The 26,758-nt window shown below is 40.9% G+C and carries 17 protein-coding genes, 20 tRNA genes and 3 rRNA genes; 8 read left to right on the forward strand and 32 right to left on the reverse strand.

Annotated features, from left to right (window positions below; translation table 11 throughout):
* Positions 1-95: 95 nt before the first annotated feature.
* The 3 genes from nadB to nadA are packed head-to-tail and all read left to right on the forward strand — an operon-like array spanning position 96 to position 3,589.
* Positions 96-1,658, forward strand: a complete 1,563-nt coding sequence (gene nadB / locus AC3WSO_RS19430; protein ID WP_492533082.1) for an L-aspartate oxidase — start codon at positions 96-98, stop codon at positions 1,656-1,658.
* Entirely contained in the window at positions 1,639-2,499 is an 861-nt protein-coding gene (nadC, locus tag AC3WSO_RS19435) for a carboxylating nicotinate-nucleotide diphosphorylase (RefSeq protein WP_492533084.1), read from the forward strand. The genes nadB and nadC overlap by 20 nt, the downstream gene beginning before the upstream one ends.
* The gene (gene nadA, locus AC3WSO_RS19440) at positions 2,486-3,589 is read left to right on the forward strand and encodes a quinolinate synthase NadA (protein WP_492533085.1); all 1,104 of its coding nucleotides are present in this window, start codon (positions 2,486-2,488) and stop codon (positions 3,587-3,589) included. The genes nadC and nadA overlap by 14 nt, the downstream gene beginning before the upstream one ends.
* A gap of 191 nt (positions 3,590-3,780) precedes the next feature.
* On the opposite strand, the gene AC3WSO_RS19445 is transcribed toward nadA, so the two are convergent.
* The 24 genes from AC3WSO_RS19445 to AC3WSO_RS19560 form a co-directional block, all read right to left on the reverse strand.
* A tRNA-Glu gene (locus tag AC3WSO_RS19445) sits at positions 3,781-3,852 on the reverse strand.
* A gap of 2 nt (positions 3,853-3,854) precedes the next feature.
* Positions 3,855-3,945, reverse strand: a tRNA-Ser gene (locus AC3WSO_RS19450).
* 9 nt (positions 3,946-3,954) lie between these two features.
* Positions 3,955-4,031, reverse strand: a tRNA-Asn gene (locus tag AC3WSO_RS19455).
* Positions 4,032-4,035: 4 nt separating this feature from the next.
* Positions 4,036-4,112 (reverse strand) — tRNA-Ile (locus AC3WSO_RS19460).
* Between the two features lie 6 nt (positions 4,113-4,118).
* A tRNA-Gly gene (locus AC3WSO_RS19465) sits at positions 4,119-4,192 on the reverse strand.
* 3 nt (positions 4,193-4,195) lie between these two features.
* A tRNA-Phe gene (locus tag AC3WSO_RS19470) sits at positions 4,196-4,271 on the reverse strand.
* Between the two features lie 15 nt (positions 4,272-4,286).
* Positions 4,287-4,362: transfer RNA gene (locus AC3WSO_RS19475), tRNA-Asp, on the reverse strand.
* A gap of 3 nt (positions 4,363-4,365) precedes the next feature.
* A tRNA-Met gene (locus AC3WSO_RS19480) sits at positions 4,366-4,440 on the reverse strand.
* Positions 4,441-4,490: 50 nt separating this feature from the next.
* A tRNA-Ser gene (locus tag AC3WSO_RS19485) sits at positions 4,491-4,583 on the reverse strand.
* Between the two features lie 15 nt (positions 4,584-4,598).
* Positions 4,599-4,675: transfer RNA gene (locus AC3WSO_RS19490), tRNA-Ile, on the reverse strand.
* 6 nt (positions 4,676-4,681) lie between these two features.
* A tRNA-Met gene (locus AC3WSO_RS19495) sits at positions 4,682-4,755 on the reverse strand.
* 26 nt (positions 4,756-4,781) lie between these two features.
* Positions 4,782-4,857 (reverse strand) — tRNA-Ala (locus tag AC3WSO_RS19500).
* Positions 4,858-4,863: 6 nt separating this feature from the next.
* Positions 4,864-4,940: transfer RNA gene (locus AC3WSO_RS19505), tRNA-Pro, on the reverse strand.
* A 13-nt stretch (positions 4,941-4,953) separates the two neighbouring features.
* Positions 4,954-5,030, reverse strand: a tRNA-Arg gene (locus tag AC3WSO_RS19510).
* Positions 5,031-5,043: 13 nt separating this feature from the next.
* Positions 5,044-5,132: transfer RNA gene (locus AC3WSO_RS19515), tRNA-Leu, on the reverse strand.
* A gap of 5 nt (positions 5,133-5,137) precedes the next feature.
* Positions 5,138-5,212 (reverse strand) — tRNA-Gly (locus tag AC3WSO_RS19520).
* 46 nt (positions 5,213-5,258) lie between these two features.
* Positions 5,259-5,343, reverse strand: a tRNA-Leu gene (locus AC3WSO_RS19525).
* Positions 5,344-5,364: 21 nt separating this feature from the next.
* Positions 5,365-5,440 (reverse strand) — tRNA-Lys (locus AC3WSO_RS19530).
* A 6-nt stretch (positions 5,441-5,446) separates the two neighbouring features.
* A tRNA-Thr gene (locus AC3WSO_RS19535) sits at positions 5,447-5,522 on the reverse strand.
* Positions 5,523-5,525: 3 nt separating this feature from the next.
* Positions 5,526-5,601, reverse strand: a tRNA-Val gene (locus AC3WSO_RS19540).
* 10 nt (positions 5,602-5,611) lie between these two features.
* A 5S ribosomal RNA gene (gene rrf, locus AC3WSO_RS19545) occupies positions 5,612-5,727 on the reverse strand.
* Positions 5,728-5,844: 117 nt separating this feature from the next.
* Positions 5,845-8,772, reverse strand: a 23S ribosomal RNA gene (locus AC3WSO_RS19550).
* Positions 8,773-9,076: 304 nt separating this feature from the next.
* Positions 9,077-10,628, reverse strand: a 16S ribosomal RNA gene (locus AC3WSO_RS19555).
* The 16S, 23S and 5S rRNA genes sit together here with 20 tRNA genes alongside, the layout of an rRNA operon.
* Before the next feature lie 281 nt (positions 10,629-10,909).
* On the reverse strand, positions 10,910-11,815 hold the full coding sequence (locus AC3WSO_RS19560) for a DMT family transporter (protein WP_492533087.1): 906 nt from the start codon (positions 11,813-11,815) through the stop codon (positions 10,910-10,912).
* Between the two features lie 276 nt (positions 11,816-12,091).
* On the opposite strand from AC3WSO_RS19560, the gene AC3WSO_RS19565 reads away from it, so the two are divergent.
* On the forward strand, positions 12,092-12,814 hold the full coding sequence (locus tag AC3WSO_RS19565) for an MgtC/SapB family protein (protein WP_492533088.1): 723 nt from the start codon (positions 12,092-12,094) through the stop codon (positions 12,812-12,814).
* A 15-nt stretch (positions 12,815-12,829) separates the two neighbouring features.
* Entirely contained in the window at positions 12,830-13,825 is a 996-nt protein-coding gene (locus AC3WSO_RS19570) for a cation diffusion facilitator family transporter (RefSeq protein ID WP_492533090.1), read from the forward strand.
* A 172-nt stretch (positions 13,826-13,997) separates the two neighbouring features.
* Here AC3WSO_RS19570 and AC3WSO_RS19575 read toward each other — a convergent pair whose 3' ends face one another.
* The 4 genes from AC3WSO_RS19575 to pruA all read right to left on the reverse strand — a co-directional run bounded on the left by AC3WSO_RS19575 (position 13,998) and on the right by pruA (position 19,794).
* The gene (locus AC3WSO_RS19575) at positions 13,998-15,161 is read right to left on the reverse strand and encodes an iron-containing alcohol dehydrogenase (protein WP_492533091.1); all 1,164 of its coding nucleotides are present in this window, start codon (positions 15,159-15,161) and stop codon (positions 13,998-14,000) included.
* 272 nt (positions 15,162-15,433) lie between these two features.
* The gene (locus AC3WSO_RS19580; protein WP_197144309.1) at positions 15,434-16,678 is read right to left on the reverse strand and encodes a Glu/Leu/Phe/Val family dehydrogenase; all 1,245 of its coding nucleotides are present in this window, start codon (positions 16,676-16,678) and stop codon (positions 15,434-15,436) included.
* 83 nt (positions 16,679-16,761) lie between these two features.
* A complete protein-coding gene (locus tag AC3WSO_RS19585) occupies positions 16,762-17,955 on the reverse strand; it encodes an ornithine--oxo-acid transaminase (RefSeq protein ID WP_197144308.1) in 1,194 nt (397 codons plus the stop codon).
* A 294-nt stretch (positions 17,956-18,249) separates the two neighbouring features.
* Positions 18,250-19,794, reverse strand: coding sequence for an L-glutamate gamma-semialdehyde dehydrogenase (gene pruA, locus AC3WSO_RS19590; protein ID WP_492533093.1), 1,545 nt, complete (start codon positions 19,792-19,794; stop codon positions 18,250-18,252).
* Positions 19,795-19,939: 145 nt separating this feature from the next.
* Here pruA and AC3WSO_RS19595 point away from each other — a divergent pair, with 145 nt between their 5' ends.
* Complete coding sequence (locus tag AC3WSO_RS19595; protein ID WP_492533094.1) at positions 19,940-21,250, forward strand: AAA-type ATPase lid domain-containing protein; 1,311 nt, start codon at positions 19,940-19,942, stop codon at positions 21,248-21,250.
* Between the two features lie 122 nt (positions 21,251-21,372).
* Here the strand turns inward: AC3WSO_RS19595 and yugI are convergent, their stop codons facing one another.
* The 4 genes from yugI to AC3WSO_RS19615 form a co-directional block, all read right to left on the reverse strand.
* On the reverse strand, positions 21,373-21,750 hold the full coding sequence (yugI, locus tag AC3WSO_RS19600) for a S1 domain-containing post-transcriptional regulator GSP13 (protein WP_079561545.1): 378 nt from the start codon (positions 21,748-21,750) through the stop codon (positions 21,373-21,375).
* 88 nt (positions 21,751-21,838) lie between these two features.
* Positions 21,839-23,485: a hypothetical protein gene (locus AC3WSO_RS19605; protein WP_492533096.1), complete on the reverse strand. Its 1,647-nt coding sequence runs from the start codon at positions 23,483-23,485 to the stop codon at positions 21,839-21,841.
* Positions 23,478-24,026, reverse strand: a complete 549-nt coding sequence (locus AC3WSO_RS19610; RefSeq protein WP_492533098.1) for an RNA polymerase sigma factor — start codon at positions 24,024-24,026, stop codon at positions 23,478-23,480. Before AC3WSO_RS19610 ends, AC3WSO_RS19605 begins: the two co-directional genes overlap by 8 nt.
* Before the next feature lie 393 nt (positions 24,027-24,419).
* Positions 24,420-24,680 carry a DUF1871 family protein gene (locus AC3WSO_RS19615; RefSeq protein ID WP_079561543.1) on the reverse strand — a complete coding sequence of 87 codons (261 nt, stop codon included), beginning with the start codon at positions 24,678-24,680 and terminating at the stop codon, positions 24,420-24,422.
* Between the two features lie 72 nt (positions 24,681-24,752).
* Between AC3WSO_RS19615 and AC3WSO_RS19620 the strand changes: the two genes are divergently transcribed.
* Together AC3WSO_RS19620 and AC3WSO_RS19625 are read left to right on the forward strand one after the other, a co-directional pair.
* Positions 24,753-25,925 carry a MalY/PatB family protein gene (locus AC3WSO_RS19620; protein WP_492533100.1) on the forward strand — a complete coding sequence of 391 codons (1,173 nt, stop codon included), beginning with the start codon at positions 24,753-24,755 and terminating at the stop codon, positions 25,923-25,925.
* A gap of 189 nt (positions 25,926-26,114) precedes the next feature.
* Positions 26,115-26,705 carry a hypothetical protein gene (locus AC3WSO_RS19625; protein ID WP_492533102.1) on the forward strand — a complete coding sequence of 197 codons (591 nt, stop codon included), beginning with the start codon at positions 26,115-26,117 and terminating at the stop codon, positions 26,703-26,705.
* Positions 26,706-26,758: the final 53 nt, after the last annotated feature.

Below are 26,758 nucleotides of genomic sequence, written 5' to 3' on the forward strand. Positions count from 1 at the left end.
TCATCTTATTCTTCCTTTCTAATTCATTCGGTCTTGTTTTCTTTTTTATTTTATGCAAAGATAAGTGTCAAGACAACTGTAAAGAAGGTAAATGTATGGATGTAAAGACAGATGTACTTATTATTGGTAGCGGTATTGCCGCACTTCAAACTGCTCGGCTTCTCGAAGAACATTTTCAAGTACAGCTAGTAACAAAGTGTTCAGTTAAAATGAGTAGTTCTTATCGTGCTCAAGGCGGTATTGCTGCCGTTACAAGTCAAGAAGATCATCCAAAACTTCACATTGCTGATACGTTGACTGCTGGTGAATATCATCATGAAAGAAGGAATGTTGAAGTACTAATAGAAAACGGCACAGAAATTATGCGTAATTTATTAAATGAGGGCTTCCCGGTTGATCGACAAGTTGACGGGTCCCCCGCTCTTGGTTTAGAGGGAGCACATAGTCATCACCGCATTTTACATGCAGGCGGTGATCGTACTGGTCAAGTAATGATAGATTATTTGCTCAATCAACTCACATCTAATATCGTCGTGAATTGCTTTGAGATGGCTTACGAGCTCTTATTAAACACAAATGGGGATTGTGTTGGCGCTCTAACAAAAGGAGCAAAGGGTACGAAGCGCTACCTTGCCCACCACGTCATTCTCGCGACAGGAGGTGCAGGTGCTCTTTATTCTTGTACGTCTAACTTTGCTACGAATACTGGTGATGGGATCGCATTAGCCTATCGTGCAGGGGCTGCCATCAGTGATATGGAATTTATGCAATTCCATCCAAGCTTACTTTGGTCTGGAGGCCAGGCCAAAGGGTTAGTCTCTGAAGCTGTTCGTGGTGCCGGGGGAATATTTGTCGATGCGTATCGTCAGCCCATAATGGAAGGCATACATAAACAGCTGGACTTAGCACCACGCCATGTTACAGCACATGCATTATTTCATAAACGTGCTGTTGGGCAGGAAACATTTATTGATATTACAAAGATTGAACACTTTGAAGAAAGATTTCCTACGATTGCTCAACTTTGTTCTGACAATAGTGTTAATTTACAGGATGGCCTAATTCCTGTAGCACCAGGTAGCCATTTCTTAATGGGCGGTATTGTTGCTAATGACAAAGGAAAGACATCTATTCCTAACCTCTATGCAATTGGGGAAGTTGCTTGTACAGGAGTGCATGGCGCCAATCGTTTAGCTAGTAACTCTCTATTAGAAGGAATTACGTTTGGACAAAGAACAGCCCAATACGTTATTCAAACAGGTTGTACACAAAATAATTTCTTGATTAGTGACAAACATCACCAACAAACAATGCCATCGTTATTTACAAAAGATCAATTACGACAAATGATGATGCACACATTAGGCATTGTGCGAAATCCTATCGATATGCAACAATTCGTACAACAATTGCCCTCATTGCAATCACTTCTTCATGTAAATTTAAATGACCTGAATCAACAGGAACTTGAACTTTTCATGATGCATATTGTCGCTACACTAATGGCACTCGCAGCCATTACACGAAAAGAAACTCGCGGAGCACATATTCGCGTTGATCAACCAGAAAATGATAACCAGTGGGCAAACCGTTGGATTATTTTTCAACAAGGACAGATGAAAGTGAGGGATTCATTATATGAATATCATCAAACTTGAGGAAATGTTAAAGCAATTTTTTAATGAAGATATAGGCGATGGAGATTTATCAAGTGAATTAATATTTTCCCCTGAACAACAGGGATCTTTTTCTTTTTATGCAAAAGAAGATGGCATTTTTTGTGGAGCTCTCATCATTAAGCATGGATTTCTTCTACTTGATCGATCGATGGATATTACCCTTTATAAAAAAGATGGAGAAAAAGTAAATGCTGGTGATGTTCTTACTGTTATTCAAGGGCCACTTCAAAAGTTATTAATAGGTGAGCGTGTAATTTTGAATCTTATCCAGCGTATGTCTGCTATTGCCACAACTACAAATTTAGCGGTGCGAGAAACTGCAGGTACTAATGCGAAAATATGCGATACGCGCAAAACAATGCCTGGTTTGCGTATGTTAGATAAATACGCTGTTAGAATCGGTGGTGCCTATAATCATCGCAATGGTTTATTCGATGCGATCATGCTAAAGGATAATCATATTGCTTTTGCGGGTAGTATTACTAATGCAGTACAGGCGGCACGTGAGAAAATCGGTCACACCATTAAGATCGAAGTCGAAATCGAAACAAAAGCACAATTAGCAGAAGCAATTGCAGCTGGTGCAGATATCATTATGTTTGATAATCGTAGCCCTAAAGAAATACGTGAATGGCTTCCTGCTGTTCCTCCACATATCGCTACAGAAGCCTCGGGCGGCATTACACTTCAAAACTTAAATAGCTATGCGACAACAGGTATTCAATGGATTTCACTCGGAGCGCTAACACATTCAGTAAAAGCTTTTGATATTAGTGCAATTGTAAAACCGAAAGGAGCTAGTTTCATTGTCCATCACTAATCTATTTCAACAAATGTCACTACTACCCGAGCATTATCGTGCTTTATCTAAAAATGACATGGAATCTCGCATTCTAGCTATAAAAAAGGAATTAGGTAGTAAGCTCTTCATTCCAGGGCATCACTATCAAAAAGATGAAGTAATTCAATTTGCTGATGCAACAGGGGATTCCTTACAACTTGCTCAAATATCAGCAGCTAATACGGAAGCTAAACATATAGTATTTTGTGGCGTACACTTTATGGCGGAAACAGCTGATATGCTTACATCTAAACGGCAGCATGTATACTTACCTGATATGCGTGCAGGCTGTTCAATGGCAGATATGGCAGACATTTATCAAACAGAACAAGCATGGCCAATTTTACAGAAACTTTTTGGCGATACCATTATCCCTCTAACATATGTTAATTCTACTGCTGCCATTAAAGCATTTACGGGACGACATGGTGGAGCATGCGTTACATCATCCAATGCAAAAGAAATGGTTGAATGGGCATTTACGCAAAAACAACGTATTTTCTTTTTACCCGATCAACATTTAGGTAGAAATACTGCGTACGATTTAGGAATACCGCTTGAAAATATGGCCGTCTGGAATCCCCATACAAATAAGCTTGAAACGGATCAGTCCCCAGAAAACATTCAAGTCATCTTATGGAAGGGACACTGCTCTGTACACGAAGGCTTTACAGTTCAGCATACGGAGCTTATACGTAAAGCTCATCCAAATATGCGGATCATTGTTCATCCTGAATGTAGTCGTGAAGTTGTTGCTGCTGCAGATGATGCAGGTTCTACAAAATACATTATTGATACGATTAATAAAGCACCAAGTGATTCGGCATGGGCAATCGGTACTGAAATGAATCTCGTCAATCGTCTGATCAAGCAGCACCCTGATAAGCAGATTATCTCTTTAAATGAAAACTTCTGTCCTTGTCTTACGATGAATCGTATTGACCTTCCCCATCTACTTTGGTCTTTAGAAAGTATACAAAAGGGGCAACCACATAATCGTATTCAAGTAGATGTTCACACTGCTGAAGAAGCACGTAGTTCACTTGAACGGATGCTATTAAGAGCGTAAAGAGCAAAACGTCTACCTAAAACGAGTAGACGTTTTCTTATAGTTACTTAAGTTTTCTAATGAGAATATGTAGTAATGTTCAAATACATTTCAACTAATCATAATCGTGTAAGACAATTAGTAGAATCTTAAAAACTATATTTATACAAAAAAATGCAGTAGATGTAAGTTACATCTACTGCATTTCAGTATGACCCGTACGGGATTCGAACCCGTGTTACCGCCGTGAAAGGGCGGTGTCTTAACCACTTGACCAACGGGCCAATGGCGGAGAAGGAGGGATTTGAACCCTCGCGCCGGTTACCCGACCTACACCCTTAGCAGGGGCGCCTCTTCAGCCTCTTGAGTACTTCCCCACAAAAAAATGGCTCCGAAGGCAGGACTCGAACCTGCGACAACCTGATTAACAGTCAGGTGCTACTACCAACTGAGCTACTTCGGAATAATGGTGGGCCTAAATGGACTCGAACCATCGACCTCACGCTTATCAGGCGTGCGCTCTAACCAGCTGAGCTATAGGCCCTTAGATTGGAGCGGGTGATGAGAATCGAACTCACGACATCAGCTTGGAAGGCTGAGGTTTTACCATTAAACTACACCCGCATATGGTGGGTCAGGACGGAATCGAACCGCCGACACTTAGAGCTTCAATCTAATGCTCTACCAACTGAGCTACTGACCCATATTTTTAAAAAAATGGCGGTCCCGACCGGGATCGAACCGGCGATCTCCTGCGTGACAGGCAGGCATGTTAACCGCTACACCACGGGACCATTTGGTTGCGGGGGCCGGATTTGAACCAACGACCTTCGGGTTATGAGCCCGACGAGCTACCACTGCTCCACCCCGCGTTAATAAAATATTCTTTTCGAGTTTTTTAAGCGCCATTTATAAAATAAACTGGAGGAGGTAGAGGGATTCGAACCCCCGCGCGGTGTTACCCGCCTGTCGGTTTTCAAGACCGATCCCTTCAGCCAGACTTGGGTATACCTCCGTAACAATATATAAATGGTGGACCTTGCAGGACTCGAACCTGCGACCGGACGGTTATGAGCCGTCTGCTCTAACCAACTGAGCTAAAGGTCCTTAAGATGGCGGCAGAGGGGATCGAACCCCCGACCTTACGGGTATGAACCGTACGCTCTAGCCAGCTGAGCTACGCCGCCAGGATCTTTATACTGGTTATCTTTTATGGTGGAGCCTAGCGGGATCGAACCGCTGACCTCCTGCGTGCAAGGCAGGCGCTCTCCCAGCTGAGCTAAGGCCCCATAAAATGGTCGGAATGACAGGATTCGAACCTACGACCCCTTGGTCCCAAACCAAGTGCTCTACCAAGCTGAGCTACATTCCGATAAATATTAATTTGGCGCGCCCGACAGGAGTCGAACCCATAACCTTCTGATCCGTAGTCAGACGCTCTATCCAATTGAGCTACGGGCGCTAATTATAAAAAATGGTGCCGAGGGCCGGAATCGAACCGGCACGGTAGTCACCTACCGCAGGATTTTAAGTCCTGTGCGTCTGCCAGTTCCGCCACCCCGGCACATTTGGAGCGGAAGACGAGGTTCGAACTCGCGACCCCCACCTTGGCAAGGTGGTGTTCTACCACTGAACTACTTCCGCATGTGCATAAGATTTATTTATCCTGGCAATTATTAAATTTAAAATATGGTGCGGGTGAAGGGAGTCGAACCCCCACGCCTTGCGGCGCTAGATCCTAAGTCTAGTGCGTCTGCCAATTCCGCCACACCCGCATATTTTGTTGGCAATTTAAATGGTGAGCCATGAAGGACTCGAACCTTCGACCCTCTGATTAAAAGTCAGATGCTCTACCAACTGAGCTAATGGCTCAAACTATGGTGCCGGCGATAGGAGTCGAACCCACGACCTACTGATTACAAGTCAGTTGCTCTACCAACTGAGCTACACCGGCAAATGGTGGAGGATGACGGGCTCGAACCGCCGACCCCCTGCTTGTAAGGCAGGTGCTCTCCCAGCTGAGCTAATCCTCCTGGGTATTATGCCTAGCGACGTCCTACTCTCACAGGGGGAAGCCCCCAACTACCATCGGCGCTAAAGAGCTTAACTTCCGTGTTCGGTATGGGAACGGGTGTGACCTCTTTGCCATCATCACTAGACTATTTTCAAAGACAAGATTTATTATAACACATTTCGTTATAATTGCAAGCTTTTTTTAAAAAACTTTCTTGTTCTTTCAAAACTGGATAAACGGTGCATTGAATGTTTCAAACATGTTGGTTAAGTCCTCGATCGATTAGTATTCGTCAGCTCCATGTGTCACCACACTTCCACCTCGAACCTATCTACCTCATCGTCTTTGAGGGATCTTACTTACTTGCGTAATGGGAAATCTCATCTTGAGGGGGGCTTCATGCTTAGATGCTTTCAGCACTTATCCCGTCCACACATAGCTACCCAGCGATGCCTTTGGCAAGACAACTGGTACACCAGCGGTGTGTCCATCCCGGTCCTCTCGTACTAAGGACAGCTCCTCTCAAATTTCCTACGCCCACGACGGATAGGGACCGAACTGTCTCACGACGTTCTGAACCCAGCTCGCGTACCGCTTTAATGGGCGAACAGCCCAACCCTTGGGACCGACTACAGCCCCAGGATGCGATGAGCCGACATCGAGGTGCCAAACCTCCCCGTCGATGTGGACTCTTGGGGGAGATAAGCCTGTTATCCCCGGGGTAGCTTTTATCCGTTGAGCGATGGCCCTTCCATGCGGAACCACCGGATCACTAAGCCCGTCTTTCGACCCTGCTCGACTTGTAGGTCTCGCAGTCAAGCTCCCTTGTGCCTTTACACTCTACGAATGATTTCCAACCATTCTGAGGGAACCTTTGGGCGCCTCCGTTACCTTTTAGGAGGCGACCGCCCCAGTCAAACTGTCCGCCTGACACTGTCTCCTGCCCCGCTAAGGGGCATGGGTTAGAATTTCAATACAACCAGGGTAGTATCCCACCGACGCCTCCTTCGAAGCTGGCGCTCCGAGATCTCTGGCTCCTACCTATCCTGTACAAGTTGTACCAAAATTCAATATCAGGCTACAGTAAAGCTCCACGGGGTCTTTCCGTCCTGTCGCGGGTAACCTGCATCTTCACAGGTACTATAATTTCACCGAGTCTCTCGTTGAGACAGTGCCCAGATCGTTACGCCTTTCGTGCGGGTCGGAACTTACCCGACAAGGAATTTCGCTACCTTAGGACCGTTATAGTTACGGCCGCCGTTTACTGGGGCTTCAATTCGCAGCTTCGCTTGCGCTAACCACTCCTCTTAACCTTCCAGCACCGGGCAGGCGTCAGCCCCTATACGTCACCTTACGGTTTTGCAGAGACCTGTGTTTTTGCTAAACAGTCGCCTGGGCCTATTCACTGCGGCTCTCATGCGCTTGCACGCTCAAGAGCACCCCTTCTCCCGAAGTTACGGGGTCATTTTGCCGAGTTCCTTAACGAGAGTTCTCTCGCACACCTTAGGATTCTCTCCTCGACTACCTGTGTCGGTTTGCGGTACGGGCACCTCTCACCTCGATAGAGGCTTTTCTTGGCAGTGTGAAATCAGGAACTTCGTCCATACGGACTCGCCATCACAGCTCAACGTTACAGTGTGCGGATTTGCCTACACACACGCCTTACTGCTTGGACGCGCATATCCAACAGCGCGCTTACCCTATCCTACTGCGTCCCCCCATTTCTCAAACGGTGAGGAGGTGGTACAGGAATATCAACCTGTTGTCCATCGCCTACGCCTATCGGCCTCGGCTTAGGTCCCGACTAACCCTGAGCGGACGAGCCTTCCTCAGGAAACCTTAGTCATACGGTGGACGGGATTCTCACCCGTCTTTCGCTACTCATACCGGCATTCTCACTTCTAAGCGCTCCACCAGTCCTTCCGATCTGACTTCAACGCACTTAGAACGCTCTCCTACCACTGACATCGTAGATGTCAATCCACAGCTTCGGTGAATCGTTTAGCCCCGATACATTTTCGGCGCAGCGTCACTCGACCAGTGAGCTATTACGCACTCTTTAAATGATGGCTGCTTCTAAGCCAACATCCTGGTTGTCTGTGCAACGCCACATCCTTTTCCACTTAACGATTACTTTGGGACCTTAGCTGGTGGTCTGGGCTGTTTCCCTTTTGACTACGGATCTTATCACTCGCAGTCTGACTCCCGTGTATAAATATCTGGCATTCGGAGTTTGTCTGAATTCGGTAAACCGGGATGGCCCCCTAGTCCAAACAGTGCTCTACCTCCAGTATTCTCATCACGAGGCTAGCCCTAAAGCTATTTCGGAGAGAACCAGCTATCTCCAAGTTCGATTGGAATTTCTCCGCTACCCACACCTCATCCCCGCACTTTTCAACGTGCGTGGGTTCGGGCCTCCAGTAAGTGTTACCTCACCTTCACCCTGGACATGGGTAGATCACCTGGTTTCGGGTCTACGACCACGTACTATTTCGCCCTATTCAGACTCGCTTTCGCTGCGGCTCCGCCTTCTAAAGCTTAACCTCGCACGTAATCGTAACTCGCCGGTTCATTCTACAAAAGGCACGCTATCACCCATTAACGGGCTCTAACTACTTGTAGGCACACGGTTTCAGGATCTCTTTCACTCCCCTTCCGGGGTGCTTTTCACCTTTCCCTCACGGTACTGGTTCACTATCGGTCACTAGGTAGTATTTAGCCTTGGGAGATGGTCCTCCCGGATTCCGACGGAATTTCACGTGTTCCGCCGTACTCAGGATCCACTCAGGAGAGAACGAACTTTCGACTACAGGGCTTTTACCTGCTCTGGCGGACCTTTCCAAGTCGCTTCATCTAACTCGCTCTTTTGTAACTCCGTATAGAGTGTCCTACAACCCCAAGAGGCAAGCCTCTTGGTTTGGGCTCTTCCCGTTTCGCTCGCCGCTACTCAGGGAATCGATTTTTCTTTCTCTTCCTCCAGGTACTTAGATGTTTCAGTTCCCTGGGTCTGCCTTCAAGACGATATGTATTCACGTCAAGATACTACGCGATTAAACGTAGTGGGTTCCCCCATTCGGAAATCTCCGGATCAAAGCTCACTTACAGCTCCCCGAAGCATATCGGTGTTAGTGCCGTCCTTCATCGGCTCCTAGTGCCAAGGCATTCGCCGTGCGCCCTTAATAACTTAACCTATAGCTTTCAATACACATCGCATTTCGTTGTCAGCTTCACTCGTTCAGTCAGTCACGTACAGAGGTACGTTCGTTCCTTCTCTCGATTGCTTCCTAAAACTGCTCGTGTCTTGAAACCTTATTCGTTATTAAGCCTATAAAAAAACTTAAAAAATAAATGTGTTTGTTACTATTTCAATGTCGTTTTATCCAGTTTTCAAAGAACAAGTTTTGAAGTATTTCATTCAGAAGAATGAACCTTCAAAACTGAACGCAAAACGTAATCTTACAAACCCTAGGTTTGTATTCCGAAAATATCCTTAGAAAGGAGGTGATCCAGCCGCACCTTCCGATACGGCTACCTTGTTACGACTTCACCCCAATCATCTATCCCACCTTCGGCGGCTGGCTCCAAAAGGTTACCCCACCGACTTCGGGTGTTACAAACTCTCGTGGTGTGACGGGCGGTGTGTACAAGGCCCGGGAACGTATTCACCGCGGCATGCTGATCCGCGATTACTAGCGATTCCGGCTTCATGTAGGCGAGTTGCAGCCTACAATCCGAACTGAGAACGACTTTATCGGATTAGCTCCCTCTCGCGAGTTGGCAACCGTTTGTATCGTCCATTGTAGCACGTGTGTAGCCCAGGTCATAAGGGGCATGATGATTTGACGTCATCCCCACCTTCCTCCGGTTTGTCACCGGCAGTCACCTTAGAGTGCCCAACTAAATGATGGCAACTAAGATCAAGGGTTGCGCTCGTTGCGGGACTTAACCCAACATCTCACGACACGAGCTGACGACAACCATGCACCACCTGTCACCGTTGTCCCCGAAGGGAAAACCATATCTCTACAGTGGTCAACGGGATGTCAAGACCTGGTAAGGTTCTTCGCGTTGCTTCGAATTAAACCACATGCTCCACCGCTTGTGCGGGCCCCCGTCAATTCCTTTGAGTTTCAGTCTTGCGACCGTACTCCCCAGGCGGAGTGCTTAATGCGTTAGCTGCAGCACTAAGGGGCGGAAACCCCCTAACACTTAGCACTCATCGTTTACGGCGTGGACTACCAGGGTATCTAATCCTGTTTGCTCCCCACGCTTTCGCGCCTCAGCGTCAGTTACAGACCAGAAAGTCGCCTTCGCCACTGGTGTTCCTCCAAATCTCTACGCATTTCACCGCTACACTTGGAATTCCACTTTCCTCTTCTGCACTCAAGTCCCCCAGTTTCCAATGACCCTCCACGGTTGAGCCGTGGGCTTTCACATCAGACTTAAAGGACCGCCTGCGCGCGCTTTACGCCCAATAATTCCGGACAACGCTTGCCACCTACGTATTACCGCGGCTGCTGGCACGTAGTTAGCCGTGGCTTTCTAATAAGGTACCGTCAAGGTACAGCCAGTTACTACTGTACTTGTTCTTCCCTTACAACAGAGTTTTACGATCCGAAAACCTTCTTCACTCACGCGGCGTTGCTCCATCAGGCTTTCGCCCATTGTGGAAGATTCCCTACTGCTGCCTCCCGTAGGAGTCTGGGCCGTGTCTCAGTCCCAGTGTGGCCGATCACCCTCTCAGGTCGGCTACGCATCGTCGCCTTGGTGAGCCGTTACCTCACCAACTAGCTAATGCGCCGCGGGCCCATCTTATAGCGACAGCCGAGACCGTCTTTCAGTATTTCACCATGAAGTGAAATAGATTATTCGGTATTAGCCCCGGTTTCCCGGAGTTATCCCAAACTATAAGGTAGGTTGCCCACGTGTTACTCACCCGTCCGCCGCTAACGTCAAAGGAGCAAGCTCCTTCTCCGTTCGCTCGACTTGCATGTATTAGGCACGCCGCCAGCGTTCGTCCTGAGCCAGGATCAAACTCTCCATAAAAAGAAATTTGATTAGCTCAAATTGTTTTGCTGGCATCATGTTTGATGTCCAAAATTTTGTTTCGTTCACCAACTCAAGGTTAGCTACTAAAAACTTTATTGATTACGTTTTGCTTGTTCAGTTTTCAAGGTTCATTTTGTCGCCGTTGTTTTCAGCAACTTTGTCATTATAACTCATCTCCAATAAGAAGTCAACAACTTTTTTAAAAAAATCTTTTTTCAAATCTTTTTCTCAAGTCATCCTTCTTGTTAAGGACAAGTAATAATATATAATATAGCAAATTAAAAATCAAGCTTTTTTTGAAAAAAGTTTAAAATTTTTTTCTCATCGATCACAAACAATAAAATTCCTACTATAACAATTAATCCACCAATAATTTGTGTGGCTATTAAATACTCTTTAAAAATGAAAAGAGCTAAAACGGCCGCGCCAATTGGTTCAAATAATATCGAAATAGAGACTACATTTGTACTAACGTATTTGATAGACCAATTAAATAGAGTATGACCCAATAAATTAGGCACAATCGCTAATAAAATAAACCATATCCAGTCCATAGTTGGATAAGGGCCGAACGATTCACCTTTAATAAGAACATAGATAAATAACGTAATTGTACTAACAGCATAAACAAGCATGGTATATGTCACAAGAGATAACCGCTTACGTACATCTTGTCCAAATAAAAAGTAAGCCGTAACGAGTGCACACGCAATAAGAGCGAGCATGTCTCCATAAAATGCAGTACCGTTAAGTTTAAAATCTCCCCAACTTATTAAAATACTACCAACAATAGCAATCGCGCCTGCAAGTATTGTTTTTAGAGTAATACTCTCTTTAAAGAAAAAATATGTACCTACAAATGCAAACAATGGCTGTAGTGTAACCAAAACTGTAGAACTTGCTACAGAAGTGTAATTGAGTGATTCAAACCACAAAATAAAATGGAACGCTAAAAATATGCCTGCAACTGAAGAAAATAGCCAATCACGTCTTCTTAATTGTTTTACTTCATTAGTGTACTTCCAAAAAAACAGAGGAGCCATTATTAATACCGAAAACAACATCCGGTAAAAAGCAATAACCCCTGCCTCCGCATTTGCTAACTTTACAAATATCGCAGATAAAGATACAGAAATAACACCTATAAATATAGGAATGTATGGATGAATTTTTGGTTTCTCCATTAAATCCAACCTCCAATCATTTTTACCCGGACATAAATACATCTGGTTACGACTTTGTGCTAAAAGTGATATCTACTTGAAATTTTAACTTATACCAATCACCTATAACGTTAGAGACTTCTGTAGCTACTTTAACTACCAAGAACGTTTGACGAAAGAAATAAAAATACTTATACTTCATTCCTATCGTGATGTACAATACAAAAAGTAATGTACATATAATAATGACACCTTGCATATCTCTTAGCAATACGAAATATCTGTGGAGGGTTGCGTATGGAAACCTTATTTGGAAATATGATTACATATGAAGTTGGCATAAAATTAGTAATTGCAGCCACATTAAGTTTAGTAATCGGCATCGAAAGGGAATTAAAAAAGAAGCCTGTAGGATTAAAAACGAGCTTAGTCATCGCCACATTTAGCTGTTTATTAACTATTATTTCGATCGAAACCGCCTACTCAACACCCCCAAGGTCAGAAATCAACATTACAATGGATCCTCTACGCTTGGCTGCCCAAGTTGTTAGTGGAATTGGATTTCTTGGAGCAGGTGTTATTTTAAGGCGCGGGAATGATAGTATCTCAGGTTTAACAACCGCTGCAATGATTTGGGGAGCTGCCGGTATAGGGATTGCAGTCGGTGCAGGATTCTATATGGATGCTACTTTAGCTGTTATTATCATTGTATTCGGTATTGAGGTTCTATCGCCGTTTCTAATGAAAATAGGACCAAAAAGAATTCGTATGCGAGAGATATCATTGAAAGTTCAGATAAACAATGATGAAAAAAGTGAGTCCTTTCTAGAATTTCTAAAGGAAAACAATATTATTATCGAAAACATACGCATTCAAGATGTTCCAAATAATAATAATAATGTTTTTCACGAATTAGATTTACGTTTATCATTAATAGTATCTGATAACTTACTGTCATTTTATCGTTCATTACGAGCACTACCCTATATAGAAAAAATCGAAATGGAAATTTTAAACTAGTTGGAGGATTCTTTCGTGGGAGAACTATTAAAACTATTAAAAAACGGGAATAAACCATCTTTGATGGCAGCAGTTGTCAATGCCTTTTTAGGAATTATTAAAGGCGTCGCCTTCTTCTTTACAGGTAATGTTGCCATGTTTGCAGAAATGATGCACTCTCTAGGGGATGCAGCAAACCAATTATTTGTTTATATCGGCTCAGCACTTTCGAAAAAAGCACCGACAAAACAATTTCCTGGAGGCTTTGGCCGAATCGTAAATTTAGTTTGTCTTTTTGCTGTTATAATCGTGGCAATCCTTTCTTATGAAACTGTAAAAGAAGGCTGGCATCATTTTATACACCCGGCTGGAGAATCTAAAGGAATGCTCATTGCACTTGGCGTATTATTGGTCGGTATCGTTTTAGAAGGATCGGTACTTGCGAAAGCTGCCGTGGAAATATTACATGAGACTGGACAAGAGAAAGTGGGATTACTAACAGCTATCCCTAAAGCTTTTCCTTTTTTAAATCGCGCAAAACCAGCAACAAAACTAGTGTTTATGGAAGACCTAGTCGCTACAGGTGGTAACGTGTTGGCCTTCGCCGCTATATTAATAGCGCATTTTACAGGCTGGGCAAATATAGAAGGGCTCGTTTCGATGATTATCGGCTTTATGATGTTCTATGTAGTAGCAAAAGTTTTCCTTGATAATGCACGAGGCGTTATTGGCGAAACAGACGAAGAAATGTTAAATCATATCGCTCATCTCGTTATGGATGACCCAAACATCAAAGATATTGTTCGTTTAGAGGTCGTTAAAGAAGGTGAATTTTTACATGTGGAATTAGTTGCCGAAGCTGACCCTAACTTATCACTTGCTTTTCTAGATGATGTCCGCGACCATTTAACAGAGGTCATTTTAAGTCAGAAGGGCGTATCAAAAGTGGCCATTCTATATGATGAGGATGACGGGGAACAAAATTGGGTGCATATTGGAGAAAGACCTGATCACTCAACACCCAAACAATAATATCATTATCCAACATAATTTTTCTAAATAAGATAAATAGCCAATTGCCATGTTTCAGGCAGTTGGCTATTTTTTATATAAACGACTGACGTCCCAAAGAAACGCAATGTGACATCAAGATTAAATTTTTATAAGGAAGTCCGCACATCAAGACTCGTGGCCTCGTTTTCAATTAAAGTGAGTTTTGCAAAATAGCTCGCACATCTTCTTCCTGTAATTTGTTGAAGTTTCCAAAAGGCCCATTTTGCATTGCATGTTCTACGATTTGATGGAATTTTGAATCATCGATTTCATAATCCGCAAGGTGACTCGGAGCTCCTATTGAAGTCCAGAATTCCGACAAACGATCAATTCCTTCGTATGCTATTTCTTCTGAAGTCTTTCCTGTAGCGTCGACACCGAAAACGCGTGTTGCAATACCCGCAAAACGCTCTGGATTCACAGGTACACTTAGACGCATCCAATGTGGTTGTAATATCGCCAAACCGCCAGCGTGCGGAATATCGTATACCGCAGATACAGCATGCTCAATATTATGTGACGCCCAATCACCTCGAGAACCAATTGATAAGAATCCATTTAATCCAATTGTACCAGCTAATAAAATCGTTTCACGCAACTGGACATTCTCTAAATCTTCTATTAATTTAGGAGCTGTTGTAATAACTGTTCGTAATACTCCTTCGCACATTTCATCTGTGATCGGGGTATTCGTTGTGTTATGGAAATATTGCTCAATAACATGCGACATCATATCAACGATACCGTAAATTGTATGATTTTTTGGTACTGATACTGTATACGCTGGATTTAAAATCGAAAATTTCGGGAAAACGGCAGGGCTGCCCCAGCTTAATTTTTCTTCTGTTTCCGCATTTGTAATGACAGAGCCTGAGTTCATTTCAGAACCTGTTGCAGCTAGCGTTAATACCGTTCCAAGCGGTAAAGCGTCCTGCACAAATACTTTACGCTTTACAATGTCCCAAGCATCGCCATCATATTTTGCCCCAGCGACGATTAACTTAGAACAGTCAATAACGGAACCGCCACCAACAGCTAGAACTAGATCAATTCCTTCTTTTTTACAAAGATCAATACCAAGTCTCGCTGTTTCCACACGTGGATTTGGCTCAACACCGCTTAGTTCAAATATCGTTTTATCTGCTTCTTGTAACTTCTCGATGACAGCATTGTAAACATCATTTTTCTTAATGCTGCCTCCCCCATAGACAATCAATACCTTTTCACCTTGCTGCGCTAACTCTTTTGATAGCTTTTCCAGTGCATTTTCACCAAAATGCAACTTCACCGGATTAATAAATGTAAATGAATCCATTCAATTCGCCCCTTTCTAGTTGGATTTTCTCATATTTCTGTTAATGAACGCAAAGATTTAAAACCAAATATTAGCTCCAATTTGTCACTTCAAACGTTCTAACTGTCTGTACCATCTATTAGCCTCTCAAACTAACTTATCGTCTGTTAAGTAGCCCCTAAATAATCCAAATACGACCTAAGCAGAACCTCTTCCTCATTCGAAAAAAAGAGACGCATACAAAAAAAACGAGTCATCCAACTAAGAATGACTCGCCTTTCATATTATATTGATTAAACCCATCCACGGAAGCGTGAAGCTTCTGCAGTGCGGCGAACACCTACCATATAGGCTGCTAAACGCATGTTAATGTTACGTGTTGTCGCTGTTGTATAAACGTTTTCAAACGCATCAACCATTTTTTTGTATAGACGTTCTTCAACTTCTTCTTCTGTCCAGTAATAACCTTGGTTATTTTGTACCCATTCGAAGTAAGAAACTGTTACACCACCAGCAGATGCTAATACGTCTGGTACAAGTAGAATACCACGATCTGTTAAAATTCTAGTTGCTTCAGCTGTTGTTGGACCATTCGCTGCTTCTACTACGATGTTTGCTTTAATGTTGTTTGCATTGTCTGCAGTAATTTGGTTTTCGATAGCAGCTGGCACTAGAATATCACAATCAAGCTCTAATAATTCTTTGTTTGAAATTGTGTTTTCAAATAATGTTGTTACAGTTCCGAAGCTATCACGACGATCTAATAAATAGTCGATATCTAAACCTTCTGGATCATGAAGTGCACCATAAGCATCAGAAATACCGATTACTTTTGCACCTAAATCATGCATGAATTTCGCAAGGAAGCTACCCGCGTTACCAAAGCCTTGAATAACAACGCGTGCGCCTTTAATATCAATGCCACGTTTTTTCGCTGCTTCTTGAATAACGATTGTTACGCCTTGTGCAGTTGCACGATCACGACCTTGAGAACCGCCAAGTACTAGTGGCTTACCTGTAATGAAACCAGGTGAGTTGAATTCATCCATACGGCTGTATTCATCCATCATCCATGCCATAATTTGTGCATTTGTAAATACGTCTGGCGCAGGAATATCTTTTGTTGGTCCTACGATTTGACTAACTGCACGAACATATCCACGGCTCAATTTTTCAATTTCATCCATAGACATTTGACGAGGGTCACAGATGACACCGCCCTTACCACCGCCATAAGGTAGATCCACGATACCACATTTCAATGTCATCCACATTGAAAGCGCTTTAACTTCTTCCTCAGATACGGCCGGATGGAAACGAACCCCACCTTTAGTTGGTCCTACAGCATCATTATGTTGTGCACGGTAACCAGTAAATACTTTTGTTGTACCATCATCCATTTTCACAGGAATACGCACTTGTAGCATGCGAAGCGGTTCTTTTAACAATTCATACATTGCTTCGTCATAGCCAAGTCTATTTAGAGCCTCTTGAATGACTTCTTGAGTTGATGTGAACAGATTTAAGTTTTCAGACATTATTAAATCGCCTCTTTGTTTTTATAATGATAGTATATCGGCATCATTGTAACACACTTCCGAATTGAAATGTGAACAATTTGTTAAAGATTAAAAACTTTTTCAATTTGTTCGATTGACCAATCTAAATCTTCTTGAGAAATAACAAGTGGTGGCGCAAATCGAATAACAGTATCATGTGTTTCTTTACATAATAGACCTAATTCTTTAAGCTTTTCACAATATGGACGTGCTGCCTCTGTTAATTCCATTCCGATAAATAAACCACGACCACGAACATCTTTAATAACTGGGTTATTAATTTCTCTTAATTTCCCTTTAAAGTATTCACCAAGTTGGTGTGAACGCTCTGCTAATTTTTCATCTAGTAATACTTTAATTGAAGCAATAGATACAGCACACGCTAAAGGATTACCGCCGAAAGTTGAACCGTGTGATCCTGGATTGAAAACTCCTAAAATTTCACGATTTGCAGCTACACAAGAAATTGGGAATACACCGCCACCTAAAGCTTTTCCTAAAATGTACATATCAGGCTCTACTTCTTCCCAATCACATGCAAACATTTTACCTGTACGTGCTAAACCAGCTTGGATTTCATCTGCAATAAATAAAACATTGTTTTCACGGCATAGCTCACGAGCAGCTTTTAAGAAACCTTCTGGTGGAATAACGATACCAGCTTCACCTTGGATTGGTTCAATTAAAAACGCCGCTGTGTTAGGAGTAATGGCAGCTTTTAATGCTTCTAGATTACCGTAATCGACTAACTTAACATTCGGTAACATTGGACCGAAGCCACGACGATATTCTTCGTCAGATGATAAAGATACAGCAAGCATTGTACGACCATGGAAGTTACCATTACATGCAATAATTTCAGCTTTTCCATCTTCTACACCTTTTATATCATATGCCCAACGACGAGCCGCTTTAAATGCAGTTTCTACCGCTTCTGCACCTGTATTCATCGGTAATACCATCTGTTTATTCGTTAATTTACCAACAAGCTCATACCATTCACCAAGGTTTTCACTATAAAACGCACGAGAAGTTAATGTTACTTTATCAGCCTGCTCTTTTAACGCAGCGATAATTTTCGGATGACGATGACCCTGGTTTACAGCAGAGTAAGCGGATAGCATATCTAAGTATTTATTACCTTCCGGATCTTTTACCCAAGCACCCTCAGCCTCTGAAATAACGATTGGTAGCGGGTGATAGTTTGCAGCACCAAAATTTTGAGTTTGTTCAATAACTAGTTTTGTTTTTGTCATATAGTATTCTCTCCTTACTTTCATGATGAAAAATCTATGGAAGACTATGTTTTTCTATAAGTAAATTTAATAGGACAATTTTGCATTTTCTGAATATAAAAAACAAGAATATGCCTAGCTACTCCTAGGTTAGCCGCTACAACGTTAGCTTCTGCGGTTCTTGTTCGGCCTACTTTATTAGGAGGAGTTTCGCAGATTCTCTTATTAGCCCCGGTGGATTCAGTTTTGCGCTTACACAAAACCGAATCCTTGACATACACCGAGGGCTATACTTCTTTCAGTTTGCTAAAGAAGTTATAGCATTTCTGAAGTTGTTTTTGCTTGCATGTGAAGTTGTAGATAGTCAGGGCCACCTGCTTTTGAGTCTGTACCTGACATGTTGAAGCCACCGAATGGTTGGTAACCTACGATTGCACCTGTACAACCACGGTTGAAGTATAAGTTACCTACATGGAAATCTTCACGAGCCTTTTCTAAGTTCATACGATTATTTGTAATAACCGCACCAGTTAAACCGTATTCAGTATCGTTTGCAATATCGATTGCTTGATCGAAATCTTTAGCCTTTGAGATTGCTACAACAGGACCAAAAATTTCTTCTTTCATAATACGTGCAGAAGGATCTACGTCTGCAAATACTGTTGGTTGGATGAAGTAACCAACTGAATCATCAGCTGTACCACCTGCAACAAGGCGACCTTCTTCTTTACCAATTTCAATGTATTCTGTCACTTTATTGAATGCCGCTTGGTCAATAACTGTTGCCATGAAGTTTTTGAAGTCTGTTGGATCACCAACTGTTAACGTGTTAGTAAGCTCAATTACACGATTAACAACTGTGTCGTATACATCTTCAACAATAATAGCACGAGAACATGCTGAACATTTTTGACCAGAGAAGCCGAATGCTGATTTTACGATAGATTGTGCTGCAAGCTCTAAATCTGCTTCTTTATCAACAACGATTGTGTCTTTACCGCCCATTTCAGCAATAACACGTTTAATCCAAATTTGACCATCATTTAATACTGATGCACGTTGGTTAATACGTAAGCCTACATCACGAGATCCAGTGAAGCTGATGAAGCGTGTCTTCGGATGATCAACTAAGTAGTCACCTACTTCTGCGCCAGAACCTGGTACAAAATTCACCGCACCTGCTGGAAGACCAGCTTGCTCTAACACTTCGATAAATTTATAAGCAACTACAGGTGTTGTTGAAGCTGGTTTTAATAATACAGTGTTACCTGTTACTAAAGCAGCAACTGTAGTCCCTGCCATAATTGCAAATGGGAAGTTCCATGGTGAAATAACAATACCAATACCTAATGGAATATAGTCATAACGGTTGTATTCACCAGGACGGCTTTCTACAGGTTGACCTTCTTTAATACGTAGCATTTGACGACCATAATATTCTAAGAAATCAATTGCTTCAGCAGTATCTGCATCAGCTTCAGCCCACGGTTTACCCGCTTCTTTTGTTAAAAGTGCAGAGAATTCGTGTTTGCGACGACGGATAATTGCCGCTGCTTTAAATAGTACATCCGCACGAATAGCTGGATCTACTTTTTTCCAAGTTTTAAATGTTTCATCTGCAGCTTGCATCGCTTTTTCAGCTAGTTCTTTGTTTGCTTTTGATACGCGACCAATTATTTCTGTTTTCTTTGCAGGATTATATGAAACGATTTTATCTTCTGTCGTAATACGCTCGCCACCTATAATAAGTGGATAGTCTTGACCTAAATAACTTTCGACTTTATTTAATGCTTCTAAATATGCGTTGTAATTTGCCTCTTGAGTAAAATCTGTGAATGGTTCGTGTTTGTATGAAATCATACTAAATCCTCCCTCGTGAGATGTGTTTTAAGTGTGCAAAAAACGTTGACGCAAAATATCTTTGCGTTTAGAATATTCTTACACTTATTATAATGCAAAATTTCGTTGCATATTTCAAGTAAAAAATTTTCGAGGTGCACATTTTATGAAAAATTCCGAACCTTTACTCCCTTTTTATGAGTTTATTGCAACAAATGTAACTGTTGGTATTCATGCTGTAGACCTTTCTGGCAAAACAATTATTTATAATACGAAGATGAAAGAAATTGAGGGATTTCATTTTGATGAATTAGCCGATCGTTCTGTTATTGAAATGTTTTCTTTCCGCCAGCATGAAAGTACTTTAATGCGTGTGTTACAAACTGGTAAAAAAGAAGTTAATGTAAAACAAACATATTGGAATAAAAATGGTCATGAAATAACAACGATTAACGATACTTTTCCACTATATGTCGAAAATAAACTAATTGGAGCTATCGAATTTGCTCGGGACATTACATCACTTGAAAAGCTAGTTTATCAACCTCTTCGTCGATATGGTGAACCTTTGACATTCGATATGATAACAGCTGTTTCTGATTCGATGCGACAAGTGATCGCAAATGCAAAAAAAGCAGCAGCTGTGAAATTACCAGTATTATTAATTGGTGAATCAGGTACAGGAAAAGATTTAGTAGCAGAGGGTATACATCATGCAGCTTCGACTGACCCTGAAGCATTTGTCACTCTAGTGAGTCGTCGCTCTGCTCAATCTGTTTTAGATAAATTACAGGAGCTCTTACAAGATGACAAGGCATACACTTTTTTCTTTGAACGCATTGATTTTTTAAGTCTAGACATTCAAGAGCAACTATTAGAGGTATTACAGTCTCTTCCACAGTCAAAATACATGCTCATTGGCAGTGTAGGAAGTGATCCCATTACATTAATCGCAGAAAAGAAACTGTCAAAATCACTGTATTATTTCTTTGCAACAATGGCCATTTCCATTCCTAATTTAACAGATCGAAAAGAAGATATTCTTCCATTCGTAGATGATTACTTTAACCGCCATCAAGAGCGATTTGCTTCAAATGTCACGGAATTATCACCTGATGTACAGGATTTATTTTTGCAATATGATTGGCCAGGAAATTTAAAGGAGCTTGAGCTATTACTAGATGAAACGGTGTCGTTTATGACTACTGAATCAACAGTTACCTCAGATTTATTACCACTGCATTTCCGCTTCAAAGTACAGCAGCAAGACGTATCTAATCACGAGCCGGAATTTTTTATGTTCCAGCAACAGAATGATGTTATGCCGCTCGATGCTTATTTACGTGAAGCCGAATCCTATTATGTGCAAAACGTCTTAAATTTATATGAAGGCAATATTACAAAGGCCGCTACTGCACTTGGCATGAGTCGTCAAAACCTACAGTATCGAATTCGAAAAATAAAAAATTCGCTATAATTAAATATTAAAAAACGAGGATACCTTCATATTTGAAAGCATCCTCGTTTTTTCTCGCATTAATAGGCAGTAATTTATTTGTACCAAAAGCGTAGCGTTAGGTACAAGACTCCAACCTAAAATTATTGTCCTGACTGCTCGATCCAGTCTTGTAATTTATCTTTTAAAGAATTAAAACCATTCGCATCCGATTCATCCACACGGTCCTGCAATGATTTACGTGGTGGTGCATCTTTTTTACGCAATGTAGCCGGGCGCTCCTGCAAAGCACGAATCGATAAACTTATTTTTTCGGCATCCTCATCGATTTCAAGTATCTTCACTTCTACCTCTTGCCCAACTGACAAAAATTCACTAACGTCCTTTACAAAGCCGTACGTAATTTCGGAAATATGTACAAGGCCTTGTGTATCTTCATCAAGCGCAACAAATGCACCGTACGGCTGTATACCTGTAACTTTTCCGGTCAACACGTCTCCTAATTCATATTTTTTTTCCATAAACTTTGCCCACTTTCTTTTTGTTTGCTACGTATATATCACCATAAATTATAACATACGTAAATAAGTGGGGCAAAAAATCATCCCATCAATCAATGATCCCTGTTATACGATAATTACCTTCTTTGTTTTTCGATAACTTAAAAAGAAACTGTCTACCGTACATACCCTGATACTCTCCTGAAACACGAGCAGCAACCATTGGATAGATACCATCATATTCCCCTAATTGACTAAAAATATCTAAACTTTTAACTTTGTCTAACACACTTATATTAATATTCGCTTCAGGCATTAATATAGCTTTTTGTAAAGATTCATCCCCTATAGTTTTTGCATATAAAAAAAGAGAAACCATATTCAATGGGCGTAGTTGATCGATAAATGTTTCAGTATCGCTTTTTTTATACTGCTCATATAATCTCTTTATTTCTGATTCTTCAATACTTACAATAGTAAAATCACTATCATTAATAAATCCAGCTGTTTCTTCTCGAGTTTGCAATATGATTGTCCAAATATCGTAGGCTGATAACTGTGCTAAAGTATCGGAGTTATTGTTTTGTTGCAGTTCATTTAAAACTGTTGTTGCAGTTTTTTTCATGACTTCTCCGTACTCTCCATTAGCTACTTTTTGTAAGAAATCCATATAATCTTTATGGGGTTCCCCATCCTTTGTAAGAGCAGGATAGATTTCCGTTCCCTTCAATAATACCAACCATGTATTTTCAAAGCTTTGTCTTAAAACCTTATAAGTAGATGAACCTGCATTTACATCTGCTAGTAACGTGCGCTCCATTATTTTCAAAGATTCAACCGTTTCTTCCCGCGTATACCTTAAATCATCTGCTAATAATAAATGCCCCTTTTCTAAATACTCAAAGTAACCAAAAATATCAGGATGTAATTGCTTAAGAGAATCCTGTGCAAATTCACCATTAATCGGATTAGCCTTAAAATAAAACGAACCTTGATCATCTTCTCTCAGTTCCATAAATTGATTGTTCGCAGCTTCAATAATTGAATTCAAATCTGATGAATATTGTTTGTTATCCACTTTCTTCTTTGAGAGAGGTTCATATTGCACAAGAAGATTACTATAAAAACCTTCTAGTTCCTGGACCGTTTTTTCATATAAGAGATAAATCTCAAATGATTCATCAAAAGATAATTTTTCCCGTCCATTGATAGATTCTAACGCTCTCCTAGGTGTCATCAATTCATTAAGAACACTTTCTTCTGCATTTTCTAAATACTGGTTATCATTAATGAGTAAATGTAAATTGTTTCTTGTGTAAAAATCTAACTTAGCATCAGCATTTTTAATAAATTCAAATGCATTTAGTTCATCAATAGAAACTTTTAACTCTCTTCTTATTTGTTCTTTTTTACTGTTATACTTTTTAGTAATATTCTCGACCCATTTTTTATTTCCAGCTTTCTGTGTTTCTTTCTGTGGAAGATTATCTTCACTATTTGCGCTTTCTGATTGATTAATCACATACGATGAAACGAGAACACCTACTAAAAGTACACTTGCCATACATGCTATCCAAACAGCTGGCTTTTGCCATCTTGAAGGGGGCTTTTCTGTTGTTACTGTTTCTCGCGATTGTTGTGTTGCATCTTCTGCCTCGATTTGTGCGAAAATGGTTTCTGGATCTAGCTGTGGTTCCATGCGATCATAGGATTTTTTTAGAAGCTCCATTCGTTTTTCAAACTGTTTATCATCCATTTTCAACACCCCCTTCCTGCAAGATCACCGCTTTGAGTTTTTCCTTTGCACGTAATATACGAACTTTGACAGTTGATAACGAAATATTTAGTACCTCTGCAATCTCCTCATACTTGAATTCATGGAAGTAAAATAATATAAGTGGATAACGATATTTTTCATCAAGTTCATTAATAGCATTATGTAATAGCCTATCCTCTTCAAAATTAAGGACATGCTTTTCTGCTGAAGATGCGGGCATTTGTTGCTGTGCACTTAGTCTTTCTTCCTTTACTTGCTCTCGTTGTTCTTTGCGATAATAATCACGGGTTGCATTCAATGTGATTTTATAGAGCCACGTCGTAAAACGATCCTGCTTAAATTGATGTAAAAAACGATAGAGCTTCACAAATACCTCCTGTGAAACATCTGCTAAATCATTACTATGTACGCCGCATTGAAAAGCAAACTTTTCAACTGTTCGTTGATGTATTCGGATTAGCTCTATATAGGCGCTTTTGTCTCCTTGCTGAGCCCGTTCTATTAATTCGGTTTCTGTCACAGTCATCCCCCCTTTGCATATGTAACGAACCACCCTTCCTAATTGTTACATATTTAAATATATTTTGGATTTTCATCATATCGTGTGGTTGATTCCCTTGTACTTTGCGGGTAGAAATTCCAAGTGCACTATCATTCGGCATTCTATCTGATATGAAAATTTTAGATCGCTCTATTTTCGACTTTGTAGATTTTTAACAATAGCGATATTCATTATTTTCATCCAGGGAATTTTACCGTTGGAGCTTTATTTTTATAGCTAAAAAAACGAGGTTGTCTCATAATTGAAAGACAACCTCGTTTTCTATAGAAAAGCAAAAACATAATTGTGCATCTACCAGAAGTTAGGCCAATACAATATTGGTCACTCTAGTATTTTCACCTTTTAAAGAAGTTAAATAATGCATTTTGCTTCAAATTTTATCGCAATAAGTTTATATGAAATGGCTACACAATCTTCATATGGAATCCATTCTTCAAACGAATGTTCATATGTTTCTTGAATAACCTTTGCAAGAACAGATGGATCATCGATACCTTGCAATGCTGCTACAACATCTGCGGTTTCAGTATCATAATGATCTGGACCTAAGTGGAATGGATCCCACTCCTCTAGCAGATGTACGGCTGCTTGATTCATTTTTATATTTTCCAAAATACTCACCTATTATCCTTTTATCTTACTCGTATGATACCATAGTAAATAAAAAAGAAAAGAGTGATTTGCTTGTCTATTTTTGATCAAACTATTAAACGTCGTTGTACAAACTCTGTAAAATGGGACGCAATGGAAAACGTATATGGGCTACAAGATGCTTCAGACATACTCCCAATGTGGGTAGCTGATATGGATTTTGCTGCTCCAGTAGCTGTTTCAAAGGCGCTGCAAGACCATGCTGAAAAGACTGTTTTCGGCTATAGCTTTGTTAACGATGAAGCCGTACAGGCAATCGTAGACTGGCAAAATACTCATCATGATTGGCACATTGACAAAGAATCGATTGTTTTCTGTAACGGTGTTGTTGCTGCTTTAGCGGATAGTGTCAAGGCACTGACAAATCCAGGAGATAAAGTACTTATTTCCTCACCTGTCTACCCACCATTTTATAACATCCCGAAAAGTAATGGTCGAGAGATTGTTAGTTGTCCTTTAGTAGAAAAAGATGGGACATTTGTCTATGACTTTGAAGCCTTTGAACAAGCACTTGCTCAAAAAGTGAAAGCCTACATATTGTGTAATCCTCATAATCCAGGAGGCTATGTATGGGATGAAGCTACATTAAAGGAAATCGTACGACTATGTGCAAAATATGATGTAGTGATTATTTCCGATGAAATTCATTCGGATTTAATGTTAGATGGCTCAAAACATACACCATTAGCAAGAATTGCTGGTGACGAAATTGATCGTATTATTACGTGTATGGCACCGACAAAAACATTTAACCTAGCTGGGATTCAGGTTGCCTATATGATCGTGACAGATAAGAAAAAGCGAATGTTACTAGAAGCAGTTCATATGGCTAGCGGGCAAGGCTCATTAAATACCTTTGCTTCTGTTGCACTTCAGGCTGCTTATACAGAGGGTTCCCCATGGTTAAATGACATGCTTACTTACATTTCAAACAATATGGACTATGTGATTGCTGAATTAGGTCAATTACCTGGTATCCATATTAAAAAACCTCAGGGCACTTATTTACTTTGGATTGATTATCGTGAATTAGGACTTGATGAACAAGAAATCATGAAACGCTTGCTGGAAAATGGTAAGCTAGCATTAGAGCCAGGATCAAAATATGGCGATGAGGGTCGCGGCTTCCTACGTATGAACGTCGCCTGCTCATTTGACACGGTAAAAGATGGTGTTCAGCGCTTTAAGCAAGCACTTCAGCAATAGAAAGTAAATAGTGAAGGATATCTCAAGTTTTTCTGAGATATCCTTTTTTGTTTGGCTGTTTTCTCAATGATTGTTGCTAAATGAAAGAGTCAGATACTTAAAAGATAGTGTTATATTTTGGACGCAAGAAAAGGCGAAAGAAATAGTATACTTAAGCGTAATTTACTTATTTCGTAAGAGGTGCTGTGTTTGTTTTTTAAAAAAATATTAGTTGGACATTCAGAAGATGCTATCCTGGCAATTATCAAACACTTAGAGAAAAGTAACATTCCGTTTGAAATAGGAATCAAAGATATTTTAAAACGGTCATCTGAAGAATACGAAGGTTTTTATATGGTCAAAGTTCAAAAGAAATGTGCTAAACAAGTAGTAGCCATTGTTGCGCAGTATGTGTCGCAAGAAGATTTGAAGCATTGGTATAAAGTGGAGAAAAGGAAAAGTAGAAAATTAGAGAGAAAGGAAAAAGCTCTTTATTTGTTTATAGCTTTTATATACTTTATAGCGGTAGCTTCCATCGAAATGGGTAAGAGCATAGGATTGGAGATCGTTCCGTCTATCGGTTGTGCCGTGTTATTGATGGGTGGTATGTTTATGACGATAAAATTTTACAAAGAGATGAAAAAAGAATCGGGTGATTTGAGAGAGACCTATAAAGGGTCGATGATTGTCGGTATTGCTTTGATATTTTATGCCGTCACTTCTTTTATATCTGTACTTCGACTTGCTAATTGGCTTTCTTTTATTTACTTACTACTTCTTTCACATATCTCCACATTTTAAGCTTCTTATTATCGATATTTTCAAGGGAGCAACAATCTATGAAAATAGCCTTT

It is taken from the genome of Lysinibacillus sp. EB106-09-02-XG168 (assembly GCF_058791475.1).